This is a genomic window from Moraxella boevrei DSM 14165 (genome assembly GCF_000379845.1).
Classification (GTDB): domain Bacteria; phylum Pseudomonadota; class Gammaproteobacteria; order Pseudomonadales; family Moraxellaceae; genus Faucicola; species Faucicola boevrei.
This window is the reverse complement of sequence record NZ_KB903804.1, coordinates 73,273-88,520: the sequence shown is the minus strand read 5'-3', so window position 1 is coordinate 88,520 and position 15,248 is coordinate 73,273. Positions and strand designations below refer to the sequence as shown.

The following is a 15,248-nucleotide window of genomic DNA, read 5'->3' as shown; positions in this document are numbered from 1 at the left end:
ATTTATGAAACATATGTTTATGAAAAATTTTTCCAAACTTTTGTTAATTAATATTCTGGCTATTGGCACATTGACCGCTTGTAACCAAGCTAATCAACAACCCAACAAACCAAGCCAAAATAGCCAAGCCGATGTGTTCGCAGGGTGTTACACCGTCAGTCATGACGAACCTGCCCAAATCAAAATCAACCACCAAATCAGCGACGAAGGTGACCGCTATACCATGCAAATGCGTGCCTTTAACGACCCAAATCAAGCGTGGGACACCCCAACACCGATGGACGTCGTTGCCAATAACAGCCCAGAAATTCAAAAATATTTTGACATCAACGCCGATGAAAACCAATATTTAGAAAAAGTTATCGCACGTCCTGACCGTGTGTTGGTATTAGCCAAAATCACGGACGGTTTTGCTAACTTAAACCCACAATTTGACAGTCCTTATTTGGGATTTATTTACAAAGGCAGTAACACCGTTTATAAAGTGGCATGCGAAAATACAACGCAAATTTAATAAATTTAATTAAAAAAATATGACAGGAAAATTTCACAATGAGTTTTATTGAATGGTTAATATTGGGCTTGGTGGCGTATGTGGGCGGTTTTGGGGTACGTTATTACCGTTTTAAAGATAAAAGCCCTGCCAAACAAACAAGTATCGCTTTGACCGCAGGCGTGTTCGGGTTGTCGGTGTTGGTATTTATTGCGTTAAATTTTTGGGCATTAAAAAAACCGCTAGATCTTGCCTTTGTTGGTGTGTCTAGCTTGGTGGCAACTTTTATTTTTTATTATGGTTTAACCACGGATAATCATAACAACATGAATATACCTGATTGATTTTATTCACTAATCCAAATGGGCAAAATCAATTAAATCTAAGATAAATAGTTGAAATGCCTGACTTTCTACCAAATCTTGCAAACAAATGCTGTGAATAGATTGCAAATGATTGGTCGGATTTTGTGAAAAATAATGAAAAATATCTTGTAAATTTTCTAAGCATAATCGCACGTTATCTTGATGCTGTTTGGCATTATCACCCAAACAAATGGCGGTGACACTGGGCAATAATATTTGTAAAATAAAATTAATAGACTGTTGAATTTTGATAAAAATTATTTTATCATTTTTATCAAAATCAGCTGTTTTAATGGCAACAAAAGTTTTGGCAGTCGGAAATGTTTGCTGTTTTAACAACAAACTGCCACGCTCGGCTTTGGTAATCGTAGAAAAATACAACTGATATGCTTGGCAAAAACGTTTGGCAAGCCCAACCAAATCGCTCGGCAAGCCGTCTAACAACTCAAATTCAATCTCATGAATGGCAAATTGTTGGGTCGCAAGCTCGCCTGTACCGACCACGCCCACGTCATACGCCAGTTCAATCTGGCTCTCGCCTTGCACAAGCACGCAAGATAACCGCTCAATATCGGTAAAATATTGAATGCTAAGTTTTTGATTTAGTTCAGAAATTGGCATTATCTGCTCAAGTTGAGCGATAATTGCTTCGTGTTCAATCAGCGTCAAATCAGGCAATAACGTTGCCAGATTAATCTGTGCAGGCGTGGCAGATATTGGTAAAATTTTGTTGATTTCTAGGCGTTTGGCAATGCCATCGCCCTGCGTTTTGACGGTTTGCACCCATTGATTTTGCTCAAAACGAATGCGTAATGCAATGCCATTTTTTGCCAGTAATCGCTCGGACGTGTCAAAATAATAAGCGGATAACGGTTGGCTTTTTGCACCGAAGTTTTGTAACTGTTGTGCCAAAGCGGTTTGTTGATGAGTGTGAATTAAAAATTTGAGTTCAATTTCGTGCATAATTGTTTACTATTTATGATGGATTTAAGGTAATAATGAACGCCGTTCACCCTAAGCTTGTCGAAGCTGAGAAACAGTGTTTCTGACACCACGAACGCCCTTGTTTTTGACAAGGAAAAAATTTCTCCCATGATAGCATGAATTTTGTTAAAATACGGATTGCTTTTTACCATGTTGCTGACTTTTTTGTGATTTTTTGCTAACCATGAACCAAAATAACGCCGATTTTGTTAATCGTTCCGCTAAATACCAACCCAACTGCACGCTAGAAATGGCACGACAACGGGCAAATGTTTATCATACCATTCGCCAGTTTTTTGCCGAGCGGGACGTGCTAGAAGTACAAACGCCACTGTTGTCAAAAGCGGGGAATACTGACATTTTTTTACAATCGGTTTCGTCAAATTTGACTGTATTTGACCGACCAACCACTTATTATTTGCACACATCGCCCGAATTTGCGATGAAACGCTTATTAGCAACGTGGCAAGTACCGATTTATCAAATTTGTTCGGTGTTTCGGGATAATGAAATCGGCACTCGGCATAATATTGAGTTTACCATGTTGGAATGGTATCGTCCGCATTTTAGCCTTGATGCGTTGGCAAAAGAGCTCAATGCCTTGGTATCAGTGGTGCTTGGCTATCCTGTGGTGTTTGACCATTATCGTTATGTGGATGCGTTTTTGGATTATGTTAAAATTCATCCGCTCAATGCCAGCTGTGATACCCTAAAAGCGATTGCCAACGATAACGGCATTTTTGTGGATATGGGCGATGACCATCAAGGTTGGCTTGACATACTGTTTAGCCATTTGGTAGAACCGCATTTGGGGAAAACCTTACCAACTTTGATTTTTGACTATCCTGTGGCAACGTCCGCCCTTGCCAAAACTGCTAAAGACCAAGACGGTAATTTGGTTGCCAAACGTTTTGAACTCTATATCAACGGCTTGGAAATCGCCAATGCCTACGATGAATTGGCAGATAGTAAACTGCTAAGACAACGTTTTGAGCAAGACAATACCGAACGCCAACAGCGTGGTTTGCCTGTCATGCCGATTGATGAAAATCTGCTACAAGCCTGTGATGCGTTACCGCCGTGTAGTGGCATTGCGGTGGGGTTGGATAGATTATTAATGATAAAAACCAATGCGAACAATATTGAACAAGTGTTAAGTTTTACTAGTCCAAATGCCTAAGTGAATGTTTAAGGTTATTGATTGATTAAAAACCCACCGCACAGCATACTAACCGCATTTTCGGTACGCAAAATCCGCTCGCCAATCTTTACAGGCGTACAACCATGCCGAGCGAACAAATCCACTTCATAAGGAATAAAACCGCCTTCCGCCCCAATCACTAGCACCGTATCTTGAGCATAATGCACGATATCGCTAAAATTTGCATCGGCATAAGGATGAGCAATCAATGCCTGATGATGCGAAAATAGGGGTTGAAATTCATCTTCCACAAATGGCTTTAACCGTGGATAACAACGCACTTGCATCGGTATGGTATCGCAGGCTTGCTGTAAGCCTTCCTTGATATAATCATCAATTTTACTTAACAAAGGTGAGTGCCAATAACTTTTTTCGGTACGATAACTATTTACCAAAATCAACTGTTTTACCCCCATTGCCGTCATGTCTAGCACCAATCGGCGTAGCACTTTGGGGCGTGGCAGTGCCAAAACCACGCTAAGGGGCAGTTTGTTTGGTGGTGGGTTCTGACAGTCAATCGCTGTTAATGTAAGCTCAGTTGGGCTGATATCAGCAACGGTCGCCGTGCCAAGATTGCCGTTTTCAATACCGATTTTTAGGCTATCGCCACTATTGGCTTTTAACACATTTTTGATATGGTAAATTGTATTTAAATCATTGATAATACATGTTTTTTCTAGGTTTTTTTCTTGATTGGCTTGTGGTGGTAATAAAATAATATTCATAAAAAACTTTGTATTATCAATAAGTCATAAAAATGTTGAAATTTGAAGATTTAAATTTCACCCAATAAAAAACGTCTTAAACCGCTAAAGTTTAAGACGTTTTAGAATATGGCGGAAGCTGAGAGATTCGAACTCTCGAAGGGCTATAAACCCTTGCCGGTTTTCAAGACCGGTGCATTCAACCGCTCTGCCAAGCTTCCGTTTTGTGTGGGCTATTATACTAAATTTTTTGCTAAATGCAAGTATTTTTCATAAAAAATTTTATTTTTTGACAAAAAATTTGTTTTAATACTCGATTTTAGTAGATAATTCATGAGCTTGACAAAAGTCAATGGATTTATCTTGATAAACATCGTCTTCATGCTCATGTAAAGCGGATTGGATAATGTCATCGCTCACGCCTTGACGTTTGAGTTTTGTCAAAAAACGGCTGTCTTTTGCCAAGGAATAATTGATATCTTCAGCGTCCAAACCTTGGCGAATATACAAACGAATAAGCCCTTGAATACGTGGAAAACCGTGTTTTTTGGCAACTTCAGTTAACAAATCGTGCATTTCTTCGGTGATTTTGATGTGAAGTGGTATCATGTTCTGCGTGGGTTTGTTGGTTTTTGGCATTGTTGTTATTCCTTATTCCCAATTTGGATATCATGTTAGCATAAGTTTGGCATATTTTAAGCCGTTCTTAGCCTAGATACAAGCAATTTTAACAAATGCTTACCACCACGTTCGCTCCTGTGTCCACTGCTTTGTCATACAAATCACGTAATTCTTGGAAAGACGCCAATAATTCTTTGTCCAATGCTTGTTTTTTGCCTTGCCAAATGCCAGTTGGAAAGATTTTTTGTTGGCGAAGGTCTTTCATGAACATTTTTTCCAAACGTTTGCTAAAGTTCACTTTCCCCAACGCATCGGCAATCTCAATCACTGCCGACCATTCACAAAATGCGATAAAATCACTGTCTTCGTCATCGCTAAAGGTTTCTACACCGACCACAAATTCGCTTAACGCACTGTCAGGCACAGGCGTGGTGGCGGATTGTCCTGTTAAGACAAAATGTAGCACGTCCCATAATTTGCCCAAATCTACCAACTCGCTGTCATCGGCTTGTTGGGTTAGGATTTCTAGCTGTTCAAAACGGGTGTTGTCAGGGCAGTTTTTCAGTTGTTGCAAGGTGTCGTTGTCAACGAGCAAATATTGGGCAATCATGATTTTTTCCTTAACGGTTGGGGGATTTTTTTTGGGAAAATCGGTTGTGGTTTTTTGTAGGTTGTTGTTTTTGGAAAGATTGTTTGTGCAAACTTTGTCTTTGTAAATTTTGGCGTTGGCGTGGGGGTTGATGTGACACGCCGAGCTTTTGTAATTGTGTATCGCTCAGTGAAATTTCAACAAATTCACCGACTGCGAGCGAATGGGCGGATAAATTGGAGTTGTGTAAATTATTTAAATGTTGACTTAAGCAAAAATGACCGTGGGCGACACGGATTAAGCGTAAACATGGCAAACCAACCTGAGCAGTCATTCGGCGGATTTGGCGGTTTTTGCCTTCTACAATGCTGATAGCGAGCCAGTTGGTGATTTTGCGTTTGGCAATGTTGTCAGGGGCTTGCCAAAGGGTTGCTAAGACTTGACTTTCGTCCAGTTTTTCCACGATAGCAGGTCGGGTTTTGCCGTCACTTAACGATACACCTTCACGCAATTGGTTGATTTGATTATCATTTGCCAAACCGTCTACTTGCACCCAATAGGTTTTTGCCAATTTTTTGCCGTGATTGGCTTTGGGTGGGTGGGTGAGTTGTTGGTTGAGTTTCCCGTTATTGGTTAGCAATAATAAGCCTTCCGATGTGGCATCAAGCCGTCCTGCCACTCGCAAATCTTTGTATTGGCTTTGGTAAAAAAAATCGCTTAAGGTGGCAAAGTTATTATTGTCATCTTGGCGAAATTGGCTTAACACACCATACGGTTTGTTAAATAAAATTAAGGTGGTTGGCATGGTTTTGGCTTGTTGTCTTCATCAATTCACGTTACAATAGCCACCATTTTAACCCAAATTGCAAAAAATTGATATGCAAAATCCGCCTTCTGTGCCAAAAATTTTAAAGCGTTTGCCAAACGAATTACAACATCGTCCATTGGCAAACTGGCTCACTGCCAACGGTTCATTAACTGCCAAAATTGAACAATTATCCGCCCAAAAACTCATCGTACAGCCGACTTTTGAAGGACGGCAAACGTTAAGCCGAACCGAAATTGACCAATTAAAACTGCCACAACGTCCGCAATCTGCTTGGGTACGAGAAGCGTTACTATTTGGTAAGGTAGACGAGCCTGCATGGGTCAAAGCACGCAGTGTGTTTAGTTTTCACAGTTTGACAGGGCATGGACGACAGTTGGCAAATTTGGGACAACGTCCGATTGGTTATGTGATTTTTGCTAGGCATCAGGCGGCGTTGGTACATCGCTGTTATCAGCTGACGGCGGACGGTTGGCAACGGCAAAGTGTGTATCGTTGGCATGGTAAACGTATCTTGATTAGTGAAACTTTTTTACCTGAGTTTGTGGCAAAATATTTGGATTAATCAGTAAGTTTTGTTTACATAAGTTAGCTAGTTTATTTGGGCAGACAGTGCTAAGATACAGGGTTAAAATTGTTTCGTTCTACAACGCATTTTATACAATAAATTAAGGATTATCATGAAGTATAAACAATTAACAGCAAGCGTATTGGCATTGGCTGTTGGTGGGGTGATTTTGGGGCAAAGCTACCATACAGCAGTGGCATCAGAAAACTCACCGATTAGCAGTGAGCAACGCCAAGTCACTCGCCAAGTGTCGGCATTACTTGACCGCAGTCATTATTTGGATAAACCGCTTGACAAGGCGACGGGCAAGCAGATTTTGGCGGATTATTTGGACGGTTTAGACCCCAATCGTAGCTTATTTTTGCAGTCAGATATTGATGAATTTAACCAAAAATATGCCAATAATTTTGCCGAAATGTTAAAACGGGGCGATTTAAAGGCGGGTTTTGAGATTTATCAACGCTTTAAACAGCGTTCGTTGGCGTATTATGCCTTTGCGGATAGTTTTTTAAAAACCGATGTTAATTTAAAACGCAACGACACTGTGGTGATTGACCGTGAAAAACTGCCACGTTTTAAAACCAAACAAGAACAACAAGATTATTGGCAAAAACAGCTGACGTTTCAATTAATTGGACTGACAATTAATCAAGAAGAAGACAAAGTTAAAGACAAATTTTTGACGGAAAATGCGGATAAATTTAACAATTTGGATTTGGTAAAAAATGAAACTCGCACACCAAACCAAATTTTGGCAAACCGTTTAAACCGTCAAAAGGCCCAATTAGAACGCATTAGTAGCGACCAAATTTTGGAAAGTATTTTAAATTCGGCAATGGCAAGCTATGACCCACATAGTAACTATTTTGCCCCTGTGCAAGCCACCGAAATGAAAATCCAATCCACGCTTGAACTTGTTGGCATTGGCGTGTCTATTCAACCAGACCGCAAAAACCCTGATTATACTCGGATTATGAACTTAGTGGACGGTGGTCCAGCGTCTCGCTCTGGACAGGTCAAAGCCAACGATTTAATTATCGGCGTTACCGATGAAAACGGCAAAATGATAGACACAGTCGGCTATTCTACCCGTGAAATTGTCAATCTTATCCGTGGCAAAAAAGGCACAAACGTCACCTTACGCCTAAAAGCCCCAAACACGCCTGATAGCTCTGCACGCAACGTTACTCTAGAGCGTGACGTGATAAAACAAGAAGAGTCAGGTGTAACGCATCGGGTGATTATGGTTAAAGACAAACAAGGCAATGATAAAAAAATTGGTGTATTAGAAATTCCAAGTTTTTACCTAAATTACCAAGCTCGCCGAGCAGGGGAAGACTATCGCAGTGTCAGTATTGATACCGAAAATGCGATAAAAGCCCTGAACGCCCAAAATATTGACGGCATGGTGGTGGATTTGCGTGATAATCCGGGTGGCTCGCTAGATGAAGTGGCAAAAATGATTGGACTGTTTGTCAAGTCAGGCCCGCTCGTACAAATCCGTGATAACCGTGGTAATATCCAAGTTTATGAAGACGAAGACAACGGTGAGCAACTGTACAGTAAACCGATGACGGTGTTAATCAATCTCGGCTCGGCATCAGCGAGTGAAATTTTTGCTGCCGCAATCCAAGATTATGGACGTGGCTTAATCATCGGTAGCACCACCACGGGCAAAGGCTCTGCCCAAATTCAACTGGATAACTTGGCACTCGGCTCAGCGACATTGACCCAGCGTAAATTTTACCGTATCACAGGCGGAAGTACCCAAAACAAAGGCGTTGAGCCTGATGTGAACTTGGTGAATATTTATGAAGGCATGGAAGTGGGCGAACGTAACATGAAAAACCCACTCAAATGGGACACTATCCGCTCTGCACCCTATAAACCTGCAGGTGAGTACAGCCAAGACACGCTAAAAACTTTAAATCAGCTTTCAACCATACGCCAAAATAGCAATCCGCAATTTCATTATTTGACTGCATTAAATGCCATTCGTAACGCAGATGATGAGAAAAAACCGATTAAACTTAACATTGACGAACGCCGTGCCTACCGAGATAGCATTGAAAACAAAACCCTAAAAGCAGAAAATAACCGCCGAATTGCAATGGGTGAAAAACCGTATGCCGATTGGACAGCGTATCAAGCATCGCTAGATGCTGAAGTTGAAGCACGTAGTAAAATGAAAGAAAGCGAACGCCCAAAACTCCCTGAAAATGAAGCCTTTATTATTGAGGCGAGTAAAGTGATGTTGGATGCAGATTTTGCCAAATAATCATAGGAGTGGTGCAAACAGTGTTGAATTGTAGGTGGTGGCTTTAGTCCAGCTTATTAAATCGTTGATTTTTCTGGGTTAAAAAACTAGCCTACGTTATTTGCTAATCATCAAAATCCAACCTACATAAAAATCATTAATAGCCATGTCAAAGCCAGTGGATTGAAAACAAACTTTGCCTGTGGTATAGGTTTGACTTGCCCAACCAAAAAAGCTTCGCATGGTGATGCACGGTAATTTGTCTGCTATCTTGAGAAATTAAAAATTCGCGAACAGTTAATTTTTTGCTGGCTTTTATTCAATATTTTGTGGGTGGGCGTTGTCAAACTCTCGCTAAAAGTTTGGATAATTATTTGGATAGCTTTTTTGATAGTTGTCTATAGCTATCTTGATAATTAAGTGTCATCATTAGCAACCACCTTTTGTATAAATGAATGATTATGATAATAAAGCCCATAAGCCATTGCAAGATGAATATTTTTGGTGTGATTTGGGTGGTTTGTGCGTTTTAGCTTACAACAATATCCGTTTTTTGCCACTAGGTTTGCTAAGCAAACTTTGGCATAATACACGCAACAGCACAGGAATAGGACACTCAAGGCTGAGGTACGGATAGATGCTGTTAAGCTAATGATTAGCACATAGGGAAATTACTGATAACGGAAAATCAGCTGACTTCATAATCGCTGGAAATGGTTATTGTCAACGTGAAAAAAACAAACTTGTTAGTTTTATTAATGGCTTAATAAATTTGTTAAATTGATTTAGGAAAAATCAATCTTTCACAAAATCCCCACAACGAGTCAAATGATTTGGCAGATGCGACAAAGGACTGTAAAAAAGCCGTTTTATTATTCGTAATAAAACGGCTTTTTTAATGTCAATCATTTTTTAATACCAATCGATTACACAAAACAAAAGTTTAGCCCTTAAATCCGTCTGGCAACGGCGGTGCGACAAGGCGTTTCATGTCAATGTGAATATCACCAAAACGCTCATGCTGATTATTCCAGTCAATGATAGATTGTTCAAGTCCTGCTTTATCTTTATCCACAAAATTCCACCAAATCAGCACAGGCTGACGTAACGGCTCACCGCCAATTAACATTAGGCGAGTACCTATTTTTGCACGGAGTGTTAAGGTTAAATTATCTAAATGATTATCAGATTTATCAAATACAATGCGTGCCAATTCATCTTGAACAAAGGTTTGTCCGTCAAATTCAAGCTCGCCTGTTACTACCAAAATCCCATATTCAAAACCATTTTGCAAATTTAACTTAATGTCGCTATCGTTGGTAAATTCCACATAAAGGGCAATGCTTGGCGAATATTGCAAAGTAGGGGCTTGATAATTGCTATCGTTATACTGATAACTGCCTGTGGTGAGCGTAAAATTCACGCCGTTATCCGTCCATGTCGGCAAGGTCGGATAATGATGAAAACTGCGTTCAATCTCTTTATCCATAGGCAGAGCAAGCCATAACTGCACGGCCTGCAAGGCTCGGCTTACATTCGATAAACCGCCTGTCTCCACAAAAATACTTTGCTCGGTGTGCGAGATGCCTTGGCTCGCCCCTGTGCCTGCGGTCATCAGGTTGACTTGGTTTTTGCGGATAATTTGGCGGTTGCCGATACTGTCGTTGTGCAACACTTCCCCGTCTAGCATCCATGTAAAGGTCTGCAGATTGGTGTGCGGATGGCGACCGACTTGCATGCCATTTTCATCATCGCCAAATCTAGCAGGGCCTGCATGGTCCAAAAAACACCATGCCCCAATTGGCTGTTTGCCTTTGTTGGGGAGTAGGCGAGCGATTGGAATACCGCCAACATCAGTAGTCTTCGGTACTAGGCGTTCAATTTGCATCATTTTCCCTTTTTGTCAATAAATTATCATTTAGCTTTTATTAAAAAATAAGAGCGATTATAACAAATTTTTGTAAGATAGTTGTGCATTATTTGCTAACTAATCGACTTAATTAATTAATGTTATTTTAAAAAAAATTATGATTTTGGGCGTTTTTTCAGCTTTACTTTTAACTGGCGAATGCCAAAAATTATTGACACGATAACAGTTAAAAATACCCAAAATTGAGCCAACCACAATACAAATTCTACAAAATATGTCCAACCATTTTTTAGATTTTCTTGGAAACGTGGTATAAAATTGAAGGTTTTTTGTTGGGTAATTTTTGCCTGTATATCATCGCTAATCGTTTCGTGCAGTTGTATTGGCTGTGAAAAATTCAAACTAATGGTACTCAATGCCATTGCATCAGTGATAGACTTTTGTTCAATTTCATGGTATAAGGCTTGGGTACGAGCCAATGCTTTTGCTTGTTCGCCAATAATTGCTGTGTCCTGATTGGTGGAGCTACTGGCAATGTTTTGGGCGGTGTGACGTTGGATTTCAGCAAGTAAGGCTTGTTTTTGGATATCCAATGTAACATCTTTGGCACTAAATTCATTTTGATGTAAAAATTGGATTTGAGGCTGTAGTTGGGTTAAAAATGTCTCTACATTTTATTTTGTTTGGGAATACGTACGGTTAGTTGGGCGTTGCGTTGATAGCTAATGATTTCTTTGCGTTGCTGATTGCCGATGTTTAGGCTTTGCGTATCAACGATATTATTACTAATCGTATTTTGGGCAACATAACCACCGAGTTGAGTAGTGATTTGGTTAATCTGTTGAACGCTTTGTTGGACATTTTTTACATCAAAACTGACAGCTCCATTGACAATCAACTGTTTATTTTGTAGAGTAGGATTGTTATCTTGTTGATTAATCACGGTTTTATCAATTTGATTGTCTGAAGTTGACACTAGCGTATCGGTTGCTAAAGCCGTATCTGCTTGTGTGCTTGACGATTGAGTGTGGTCAACTTCGCTTTTGCTACAACCAACCAAGAGCAAAATAATCAATGCTAAGCCAAGTTTTTGGTTATAACAAGGTTGTTTAAGTGTTGGCATAATACAGATAACCTTGATTAAATCATTAGCTTAAATTAAACATCCGCCCCATCAGGCACAAAGCAATAACCAACCCCCCACACGGTTTGGAGATAGCGAGCTTGGGACGGATTATCTTCAATCAAACGGCGAAGTCTTGACACTTGCACGTCAATGGAGCGTTCCATTGCCCCCCATTCACGCCCCCGAGCTAAATTCATTAATTTATCACGGGTTAACGGCTCCCTTGGGTGTTGTACAAGGGCTTTTAACACGCTAAATTCGCCTGTCGTCAAAGTAACGACTTGCCCGTCTCGTTTGAGCGTGCGAGTGGATAAATCTAGCGTCCATGCCCCAAATTCCACGACTTCTACTTGTTGGCTTGGAGCCCCTGGTAATTCACGGTTTTGACGGCGTAACACTGCTTTGATACGAGCCAATAATTCTTTTGGGTTAAATGGTTTTGGCAAATAATCATCGGCTCCTGCTTCTAGCCCTGCGATGCGGTCGGCATCTGAACCTTTGGCGGTGAGCATGATGATTGGAATGTCGGAATTTTGCTCACGCAAGCGTTTGCAGATGCTGATGCCGTCTTCGTTTGGCAACATCAAATCTAGCACAATCAGCGAAAATAATTCACGTTGTAGCAGTTTGTCCATTTGGTTGCCGTCATGGGCAGTACGCACTACATAGCCGTCATCTTCCAAAAAACGTTGCAACAACGCTCGCAGACGTGCATCATCGTCTACCACCAAAATGCGTTGGCTAATGTTGGGTTCATGGCTGGTTTCGTGGTTGCTTTCTTGGTGGTTTTGGTTGTTGCGTTGTTCTTCAAGTTGGGTTGAATCAGACATTGCGTTGCTCCATTGCGTATTTTTAACATTAAAATTATAAAAAAATATCCACTATTAAAGCAAAATTTTGCGGTTTTTACTATAGCTTTTTTGTGATTAAATTTTAGCAGGTTTTGTTCACAAAAATTTTAACAAAAGTTTGTTTTTTGTCAAAGTTACAGAAAAGTTGGTTGATTTTAACAGATTTGTTGATTATTTTTAGCACCTGTTTTGATAATTTGGTATAATGCACCCGTTTTATCCGTCCATTTTGGGATATTTTACCTTTTAGGTTCTAATTGAGTTCTAGGTTTTAGGCGATTGCTATGACGACTATTGACAACGAAATCCAAACTACCACCGCACTTTCTGATGAAGTTCAACACGCCATTTATCAAAAATTGGCAAACGAAACGGGGGTGAAAACTGCTCAAATTACTGCCTTTGTCAAGTTGTATGACGAAGGGGCGACCATTCCGTTTATTGCTCGTTATCGTAAAGAGCAAACGCAAGGCTTGGACGATAGTCAGCTACGCCAGTTAGAAAAATCCTTGAATTATGAAAGAGATATGGCAACTCGGCGTGGTAAAATCCTTGAGTTGTTGACATCACAAGGCAAACTTACGGATGAGTTGGTTGAACGGATTGCCAATGCCACGTCAAAATTGGAATTAGAAGACATTTATCTGCCATATCGTCCACGTCGCCGTTCGGTGGCGACACAAGCTCGTGAAGCAGGGCTTGAGCCGATTGCGTTGGCGGTGTTGCATGACAGCGTTAGCCCAAATCAAGCCTTAGCCGATTATCAAGCCCCTGAGCCAACGGTGAATGAAAACGGTGAAACCGAAAATTCACCCTTTGCCGAGCTAGACAAACAGCTACAAGGTATCGGTGCGATTATCATGGAAGAATGGACGCAAGAGCTTGATTTATTGGATAAATTGCGGATTGGTTTTGGCAAAATTGCCCAAGTGCATAGCTTATTGGCGAGTGAAGAAAAACGCGAAGTTGGCGAAAAATTCAGCGATTACTTTGACCATAGCGAAAGCCTTGCTCGGTTGCCAAATCATCGCTTGCTTGCGATGTTGCGTGGTCGTCAAGAAAACGTGTTAACCATTGGCATTGAAGGTGAAGACACGGCATTTGTTGAGCAAATTATTCAGCATTTTCAATTATCAGTCATTGAGCCAAGCGACCGACAAGAATTTTTGCAAAGTCTTGCCAAAAAATTGTGGCTAGAAAAATGGCGACCCCATATTGAACATCGCTTGTTGACCGAAAAACGTCTGAAAGCTGAAGCCGATGCGATTGACGTTTTTGCCAATAATTTAAAACACTTGTTGATGACTGCTCCCGCTGGACAGCAAGTAATTTTGGGGGTTGACCCTGGCATTCGTTATGGGGTAAAAATGGCGGTGGTGGATAGCCTTGGACACGTTGCCAAAAGCGAGACAGGCGAGTTTGCCACGGCGACTGTTTATCCATTTGGTTCAGAAAATCGGATTGATGAAGCCAAAGAAATTATTAAAAATTTATTAACAAATTATCAAGTTAACTTAATCGCAATCGGTAATGGGACAGCAAGCCGTGAAACCGATGCGTTAATCAAAGAAATTTTGAGCGAAAATAGCGACATTCAGGCGTTGCCTGTGGTGGTCAATGAATCAGGTGCATCGGTGTACTCGGCGAGTGAGTTGGCAAGCCAAGAATTAAGCGACTTGGATGTGTCAATCCGTGGGGCGGTGTCGATTGCTAGACGGTTGCAAGACCCACTTTCCGAGCTGGTCAAAGTTGACCCAAAAGCGATTGGCGTGGGGCAATATCAGCATGACGTGAACCAAACCCAACTTGCTGATAGCCTTGAAAAAGTAACTCAAGACTGCGTGAATGCGGTGGGTGTGGACGTAAATACGGCAAGCCCTGCGATTTTGGCACATATTGCAGGGTTAAACAGCAATGTCGCCCAACAAATCGTCAATTATCGCAACGAACATGGAGCATTTGCCAATCGTGAACAGCTAAAAAATGTACCCAGACTTGGGGCAAAAACCTTTGAACAGTCGGCAGGGTTTTTACGCATTCGTGGCGGTGATGAACCGCTTGATGCCACAGGTTTGCACCCAGAAAATTATCATTTGGTTAAACAATGGCTTAGCCAAGCGGACAAAAATTTAACCGATGTTTTGGCAAATGAAACCCAATTAAATCAATTAGATAGCTCATTGTTTGACTTGGTAAAAACCCACAGTAGCGACAGTGAAGACAGTCAAATCAAAGCCTTAGCGATTAAACAAGAGTTGGCAAAACCTGCCCACGACCCACGTCCTGCGTTTAAAACTGCCCAATTCCGTGATGATGTCAACGATATCAAAGATTTGGCAATCGGCATGGAGCTAGAAGGCGTGGTTACCAACGTGACGGCGTTCGGTTGTTTTGTAGATGTCGGCGTACATCAAGACGGTTTGGTACATATTTCTGAATTAAGCGATCAGTTTATCGCTGACCCACTAAATTTTGTTAAACCTAGCGATATTGTCAAAGTGCGAGTGATTTCGCTAGATGTGGAGCGAAAACGCATTGGCTTTAGTATGAAAACAGATAAAACAAAAGCCAAAACAGATAAGCCAAAATTTGATAAAAATGTTGGTGAAAAACGCAAAACCGAACAAAAATTTGATAAAAAACCAAAATCTGACAAAACACCACGCCAAAAAACCGAACAAAAACCCGATAAAATCGGTAGTTTTGGGGCGTTGTTACAACAAGCAGGCGTAAAAAAGTAAAGTAATTGTCAGCTAAAAAGCCAAATTAACAAAATTTGGCTTTTTTTTGCGA

Annotated in this window: 16 protein-coding genes and 1 tRNA gene; 6 read left to right on the top strand and 11 right to left on the bottom strand. The window is 40.8% G+C overall.

The genetic code is table 11. The features are described from left to right. Positions 1 to 19: 19 nt before the first annotated feature. The gene (locus tag A3G3_RS0109415; RefSeq protein WP_156802145.1) at positions 20 to 514 is read left to right on the top strand and encodes a hypothetical protein; all 495 of its coding nucleotides are present in this window, start codon (positions 20 to 22) and stop codon (positions 512 to 514) included. A gap of 38 nt (positions 515 to 552) precedes the next feature. Next, the gene (locus tag A3G3_RS0109410; protein WP_019520272.1) at positions 553 to 837 is read left to right on the top strand and encodes a hypothetical protein; all 285 of its coding nucleotides are present in this window, start codon (positions 553 to 555) and stop codon (positions 835 to 837) included. Positions 838 to 846: 9 nt separating this feature from the next. On the opposite strand, the gene A3G3_RS14080 is transcribed toward A3G3_RS0109410, so the two are convergent. After that, positions 847 to 1,821, bottom strand: a complete 975-nt coding sequence (locus A3G3_RS14080) for a CYTH domain-containing protein (RefSeq protein WP_019520271.1) — start codon at positions 1,819 to 1,821, stop codon at positions 847 to 849. Positions 1,822 to 2,026: 205 nt separating this feature from the next. Between A3G3_RS14080 and epmA the strand changes: the two genes are divergently transcribed. After that, a complete protein-coding gene (epmA, locus tag A3G3_RS0109400; RefSeq protein WP_019520270.1) occupies positions 2,027 to 3,022 on the top strand; it encodes an EF-P lysine aminoacylase EpmA in 996 nt (331 codons plus the stop codon). 14 nt (positions 3,023 to 3,036) lie between these two features. Here the strand turns inward: epmA and A3G3_RS0109395 are convergent, their stop codons facing one another. The 5 genes from A3G3_RS0109395 to A3G3_RS13580 all read right to left on the bottom strand — a co-directional run bounded on the left by A3G3_RS0109395 (position 3,037) and on the right by A3G3_RS13580 (position 5,762). Beyond that, positions 3,037 to 3,768 (bottom strand): 16S rRNA (uracil(1498)-N(3))-methyltransferase, encoded by a 732-nt coding sequence (locus tag A3G3_RS0109395; protein ID WP_019520269.1) that lies wholly within the window; start codon positions 3,766 to 3,768, stop codon positions 3,037 to 3,039. Between the two features lie 109 nt (positions 3,769 to 3,877). After that, positions 3,878 to 3,968: transfer RNA gene (locus tag A3G3_RS0109390), tRNA-Ser, on the bottom strand. 85 nt (positions 3,969 to 4,053) lie between these two features. Continuing rightward, entirely contained in the window at positions 4,054 to 4,386 is a 333-nt protein-coding gene (locus tag A3G3_RS13585) for a hypothetical protein (protein WP_019520268.1), read from the bottom strand. Positions 4,387 to 4,474: 88 nt separating this feature from the next. After that, positions 4,475 to 4,978, bottom strand: coding sequence for a YfbM family protein (locus A3G3_RS0109380; RefSeq protein ID WP_019520267.1), 504 nt, complete (start codon positions 4,976 to 4,978; stop codon positions 4,475 to 4,477). A gap of 10 nt (positions 4,979 to 4,988) precedes the next feature. Continuing rightward, complete coding sequence (locus A3G3_RS13580; RefSeq protein WP_019520266.1) at positions 4,989 to 5,762, bottom strand: pseudouridine synthase; 774 nt, start codon at positions 5,760 to 5,762, stop codon at positions 4,989 to 4,991. A gap of 73 nt (positions 5,763 to 5,835) precedes the next feature. Between A3G3_RS13580 and A3G3_RS0109370 the strand changes: the two genes are divergently transcribed. Both A3G3_RS0109370 and A3G3_RS0109365 read left to right on the top strand, forming a co-directional pair. Next, on the top strand, positions 5,836 to 6,348 hold the full coding sequence (locus tag A3G3_RS0109370) for a chorismate--pyruvate lyase family protein (protein WP_019520265.1): 513 nt from the start codon (positions 5,836 to 5,838) through the stop codon (positions 6,346 to 6,348). Between the two features lie 115 nt (positions 6,349 to 6,463). Next, on the top strand, positions 6,464 to 8,629 hold the full coding sequence (locus A3G3_RS0109365; protein ID WP_019520264.1) for a carboxy terminal-processing peptidase: 2,166 nt from the start codon (positions 6,464 to 6,466) through the stop codon (positions 8,627 to 8,629). A gap of 96 nt (positions 8,630 to 8,725) precedes the next feature. On the opposite strand, the gene A3G3_RS14865 is transcribed toward A3G3_RS0109365, so the two are convergent. From A3G3_RS14865 to ompR, 5 genes are all read right to left on the bottom strand, one after another. Continuing rightward, positions 8,726 to 8,851, bottom strand: coding sequence for a hypothetical protein (locus A3G3_RS14865; RefSeq protein ID WP_019520263.1), 126 nt, complete (start codon positions 8,849 to 8,851; stop codon positions 8,726 to 8,728). Positions 8,852 to 9,551: 700 nt separating this feature from the next. After that, complete coding sequence (locus A3G3_RS0109355; RefSeq protein WP_019520262.1) at positions 9,552 to 10,496, bottom strand: pirin family protein; 945 nt, start codon at positions 10,494 to 10,496, stop codon at positions 9,552 to 9,554. 137 nt (positions 10,497 to 10,633) lie between these two features. Further along, positions 10,634 to 11,071, bottom strand: a complete 438-nt coding sequence (locus A3G3_RS14860) for a DUF4349 domain-containing protein (protein WP_019520261.1) — start codon at positions 11,069 to 11,071, stop codon at positions 10,634 to 10,636. Positions 11,072 to 11,145: 74 nt separating this feature from the next. Next, positions 11,146 to 11,601, bottom strand: coding sequence for a DUF4349 domain-containing protein (locus A3G3_RS14855; RefSeq protein WP_019520260.1), 456 nt, complete (start codon positions 11,599 to 11,601; stop codon positions 11,146 to 11,148). 35 nt (positions 11,602 to 11,636) lie between these two features. Next, the gene (ompR, locus tag A3G3_RS0109340) at positions 11,637 to 12,434 is read right to left on the bottom strand and encodes an osmolarity response regulator transcription factor OmpR (RefSeq protein ID WP_019520259.1); all 798 of its coding nucleotides are present in this window, start codon (positions 12,432 to 12,434) and stop codon (positions 11,637 to 11,639) included. Positions 12,435 to 12,739: 305 nt separating this feature from the next. On the opposite strand from ompR, the gene A3G3_RS0109335 reads away from it, so the two are divergent. After that, positions 12,740 to 15,196 carry a Tex family protein gene (locus tag A3G3_RS0109335; protein WP_019520258.1) on the top strand — a complete coding sequence of 819 codons (2,457 nt, stop codon included), beginning with the start codon at positions 12,740 to 12,742 and terminating at the stop codon, positions 15,194 to 15,196. Positions 15,197 to 15,248: the final 52 nt, after the last annotated feature.

What these genes read in the sequence shown, in the direction of transcription:
- A3G3_RS14865 (WP_019520263.1), bottom strand. Translation starts at nt 8,851, where the DNA reads ATGCGAAGCTTTTTTGGTTGGGCAAGTCAAACCTATACCACAGGCAAA.
- A3G3_RS14855 (WP_019520260.1), bottom strand. Translation starts at nt 11,601, where the DNA reads ATGCCAACACTTAAACAACCTTGTTATAACCAAAAACTTGGCTTAGCA.
- A3G3_RS14080 (WP_019520271.1), bottom strand. Translation starts at nt 1,821, where the DNA reads ATGCACGAAATTGAACTCAAATTTTTAATTCACACTCATCAACAAACC.
- A3G3_RS0109410 (WP_019520272.1), top strand. Translation starts at nt 553, where the DNA reads ATGAGTTTTATTGAATGGTTAATATTGGGCTTGGTGGCGTATGTGGGC.
- A3G3_RS0109415 (WP_156802145.1), top strand. Translation starts at nt 20, where the DNA reads ATGAAAAATTTTTCCAAACTTTTGTTAATTAATATTCTGGCTATTGGC.
- A3G3_RS13585 (WP_019520268.1), bottom strand. Translation starts at nt 4,386, where the DNA reads ATGCCAAAAACCAACAAACCCACGCAGAACATGATACCACTTCACATC.
- A3G3_RS0109380 (WP_019520267.1), bottom strand. Translation starts at nt 4,978, where the DNA reads ATGATTGCCCAATATTTGCTCGTTGACAACGACACCTTGCAACAACTG.
- A3G3_RS0109395 (WP_019520269.1), bottom strand. Translation starts at nt 3,768, where the DNA reads ATGAATATTATTTTATTACCACCACAAGCCAATCAAGAAAAAAACCTA.
- ompR (WP_019520259.1), bottom strand. Translation starts at nt 12,434, where the DNA reads ATGTCTGATTCAACCCAACTTGAAGAACAACGCAACAACCAAAACCAC.
- A3G3_RS0109355 (WP_019520262.1), bottom strand. Translation starts at nt 10,496, where the DNA reads ATGCAAATTGAACGCCTAGTACCGAAGACTACTGATGTTGGCGGTATT.
- A3G3_RS13580 (WP_019520266.1), bottom strand. Translation starts at nt 5,762, where the DNA reads ATGCCAACCACCTTAATTTTATTTAACAAACCGTATGGTGTGTTAAGC.
- A3G3_RS0109365 (WP_019520264.1), top strand. Translation starts at nt 6,464, where the DNA reads ATGAAGTATAAACAATTAACAGCAAGCGTATTGGCATTGGCTGTTGGT.
- A3G3_RS0109370 (WP_019520265.1), top strand. Translation starts at nt 5,836, where the DNA reads ATGCAAAATCCGCCTTCTGTGCCAAAAATTTTAAAGCGTTTGCCAAAC.
- epmA (WP_019520270.1), top strand. Translation starts at nt 2,027, where the DNA reads ATGAACCAAAATAACGCCGATTTTGTTAATCGTTCCGCTAAATACCAA.
- A3G3_RS0109335 (WP_019520258.1), top strand. Translation starts at nt 12,740, where the DNA reads ATGACGACTATTGACAACGAAATCCAAACTACCACCGCACTTTCTGAT.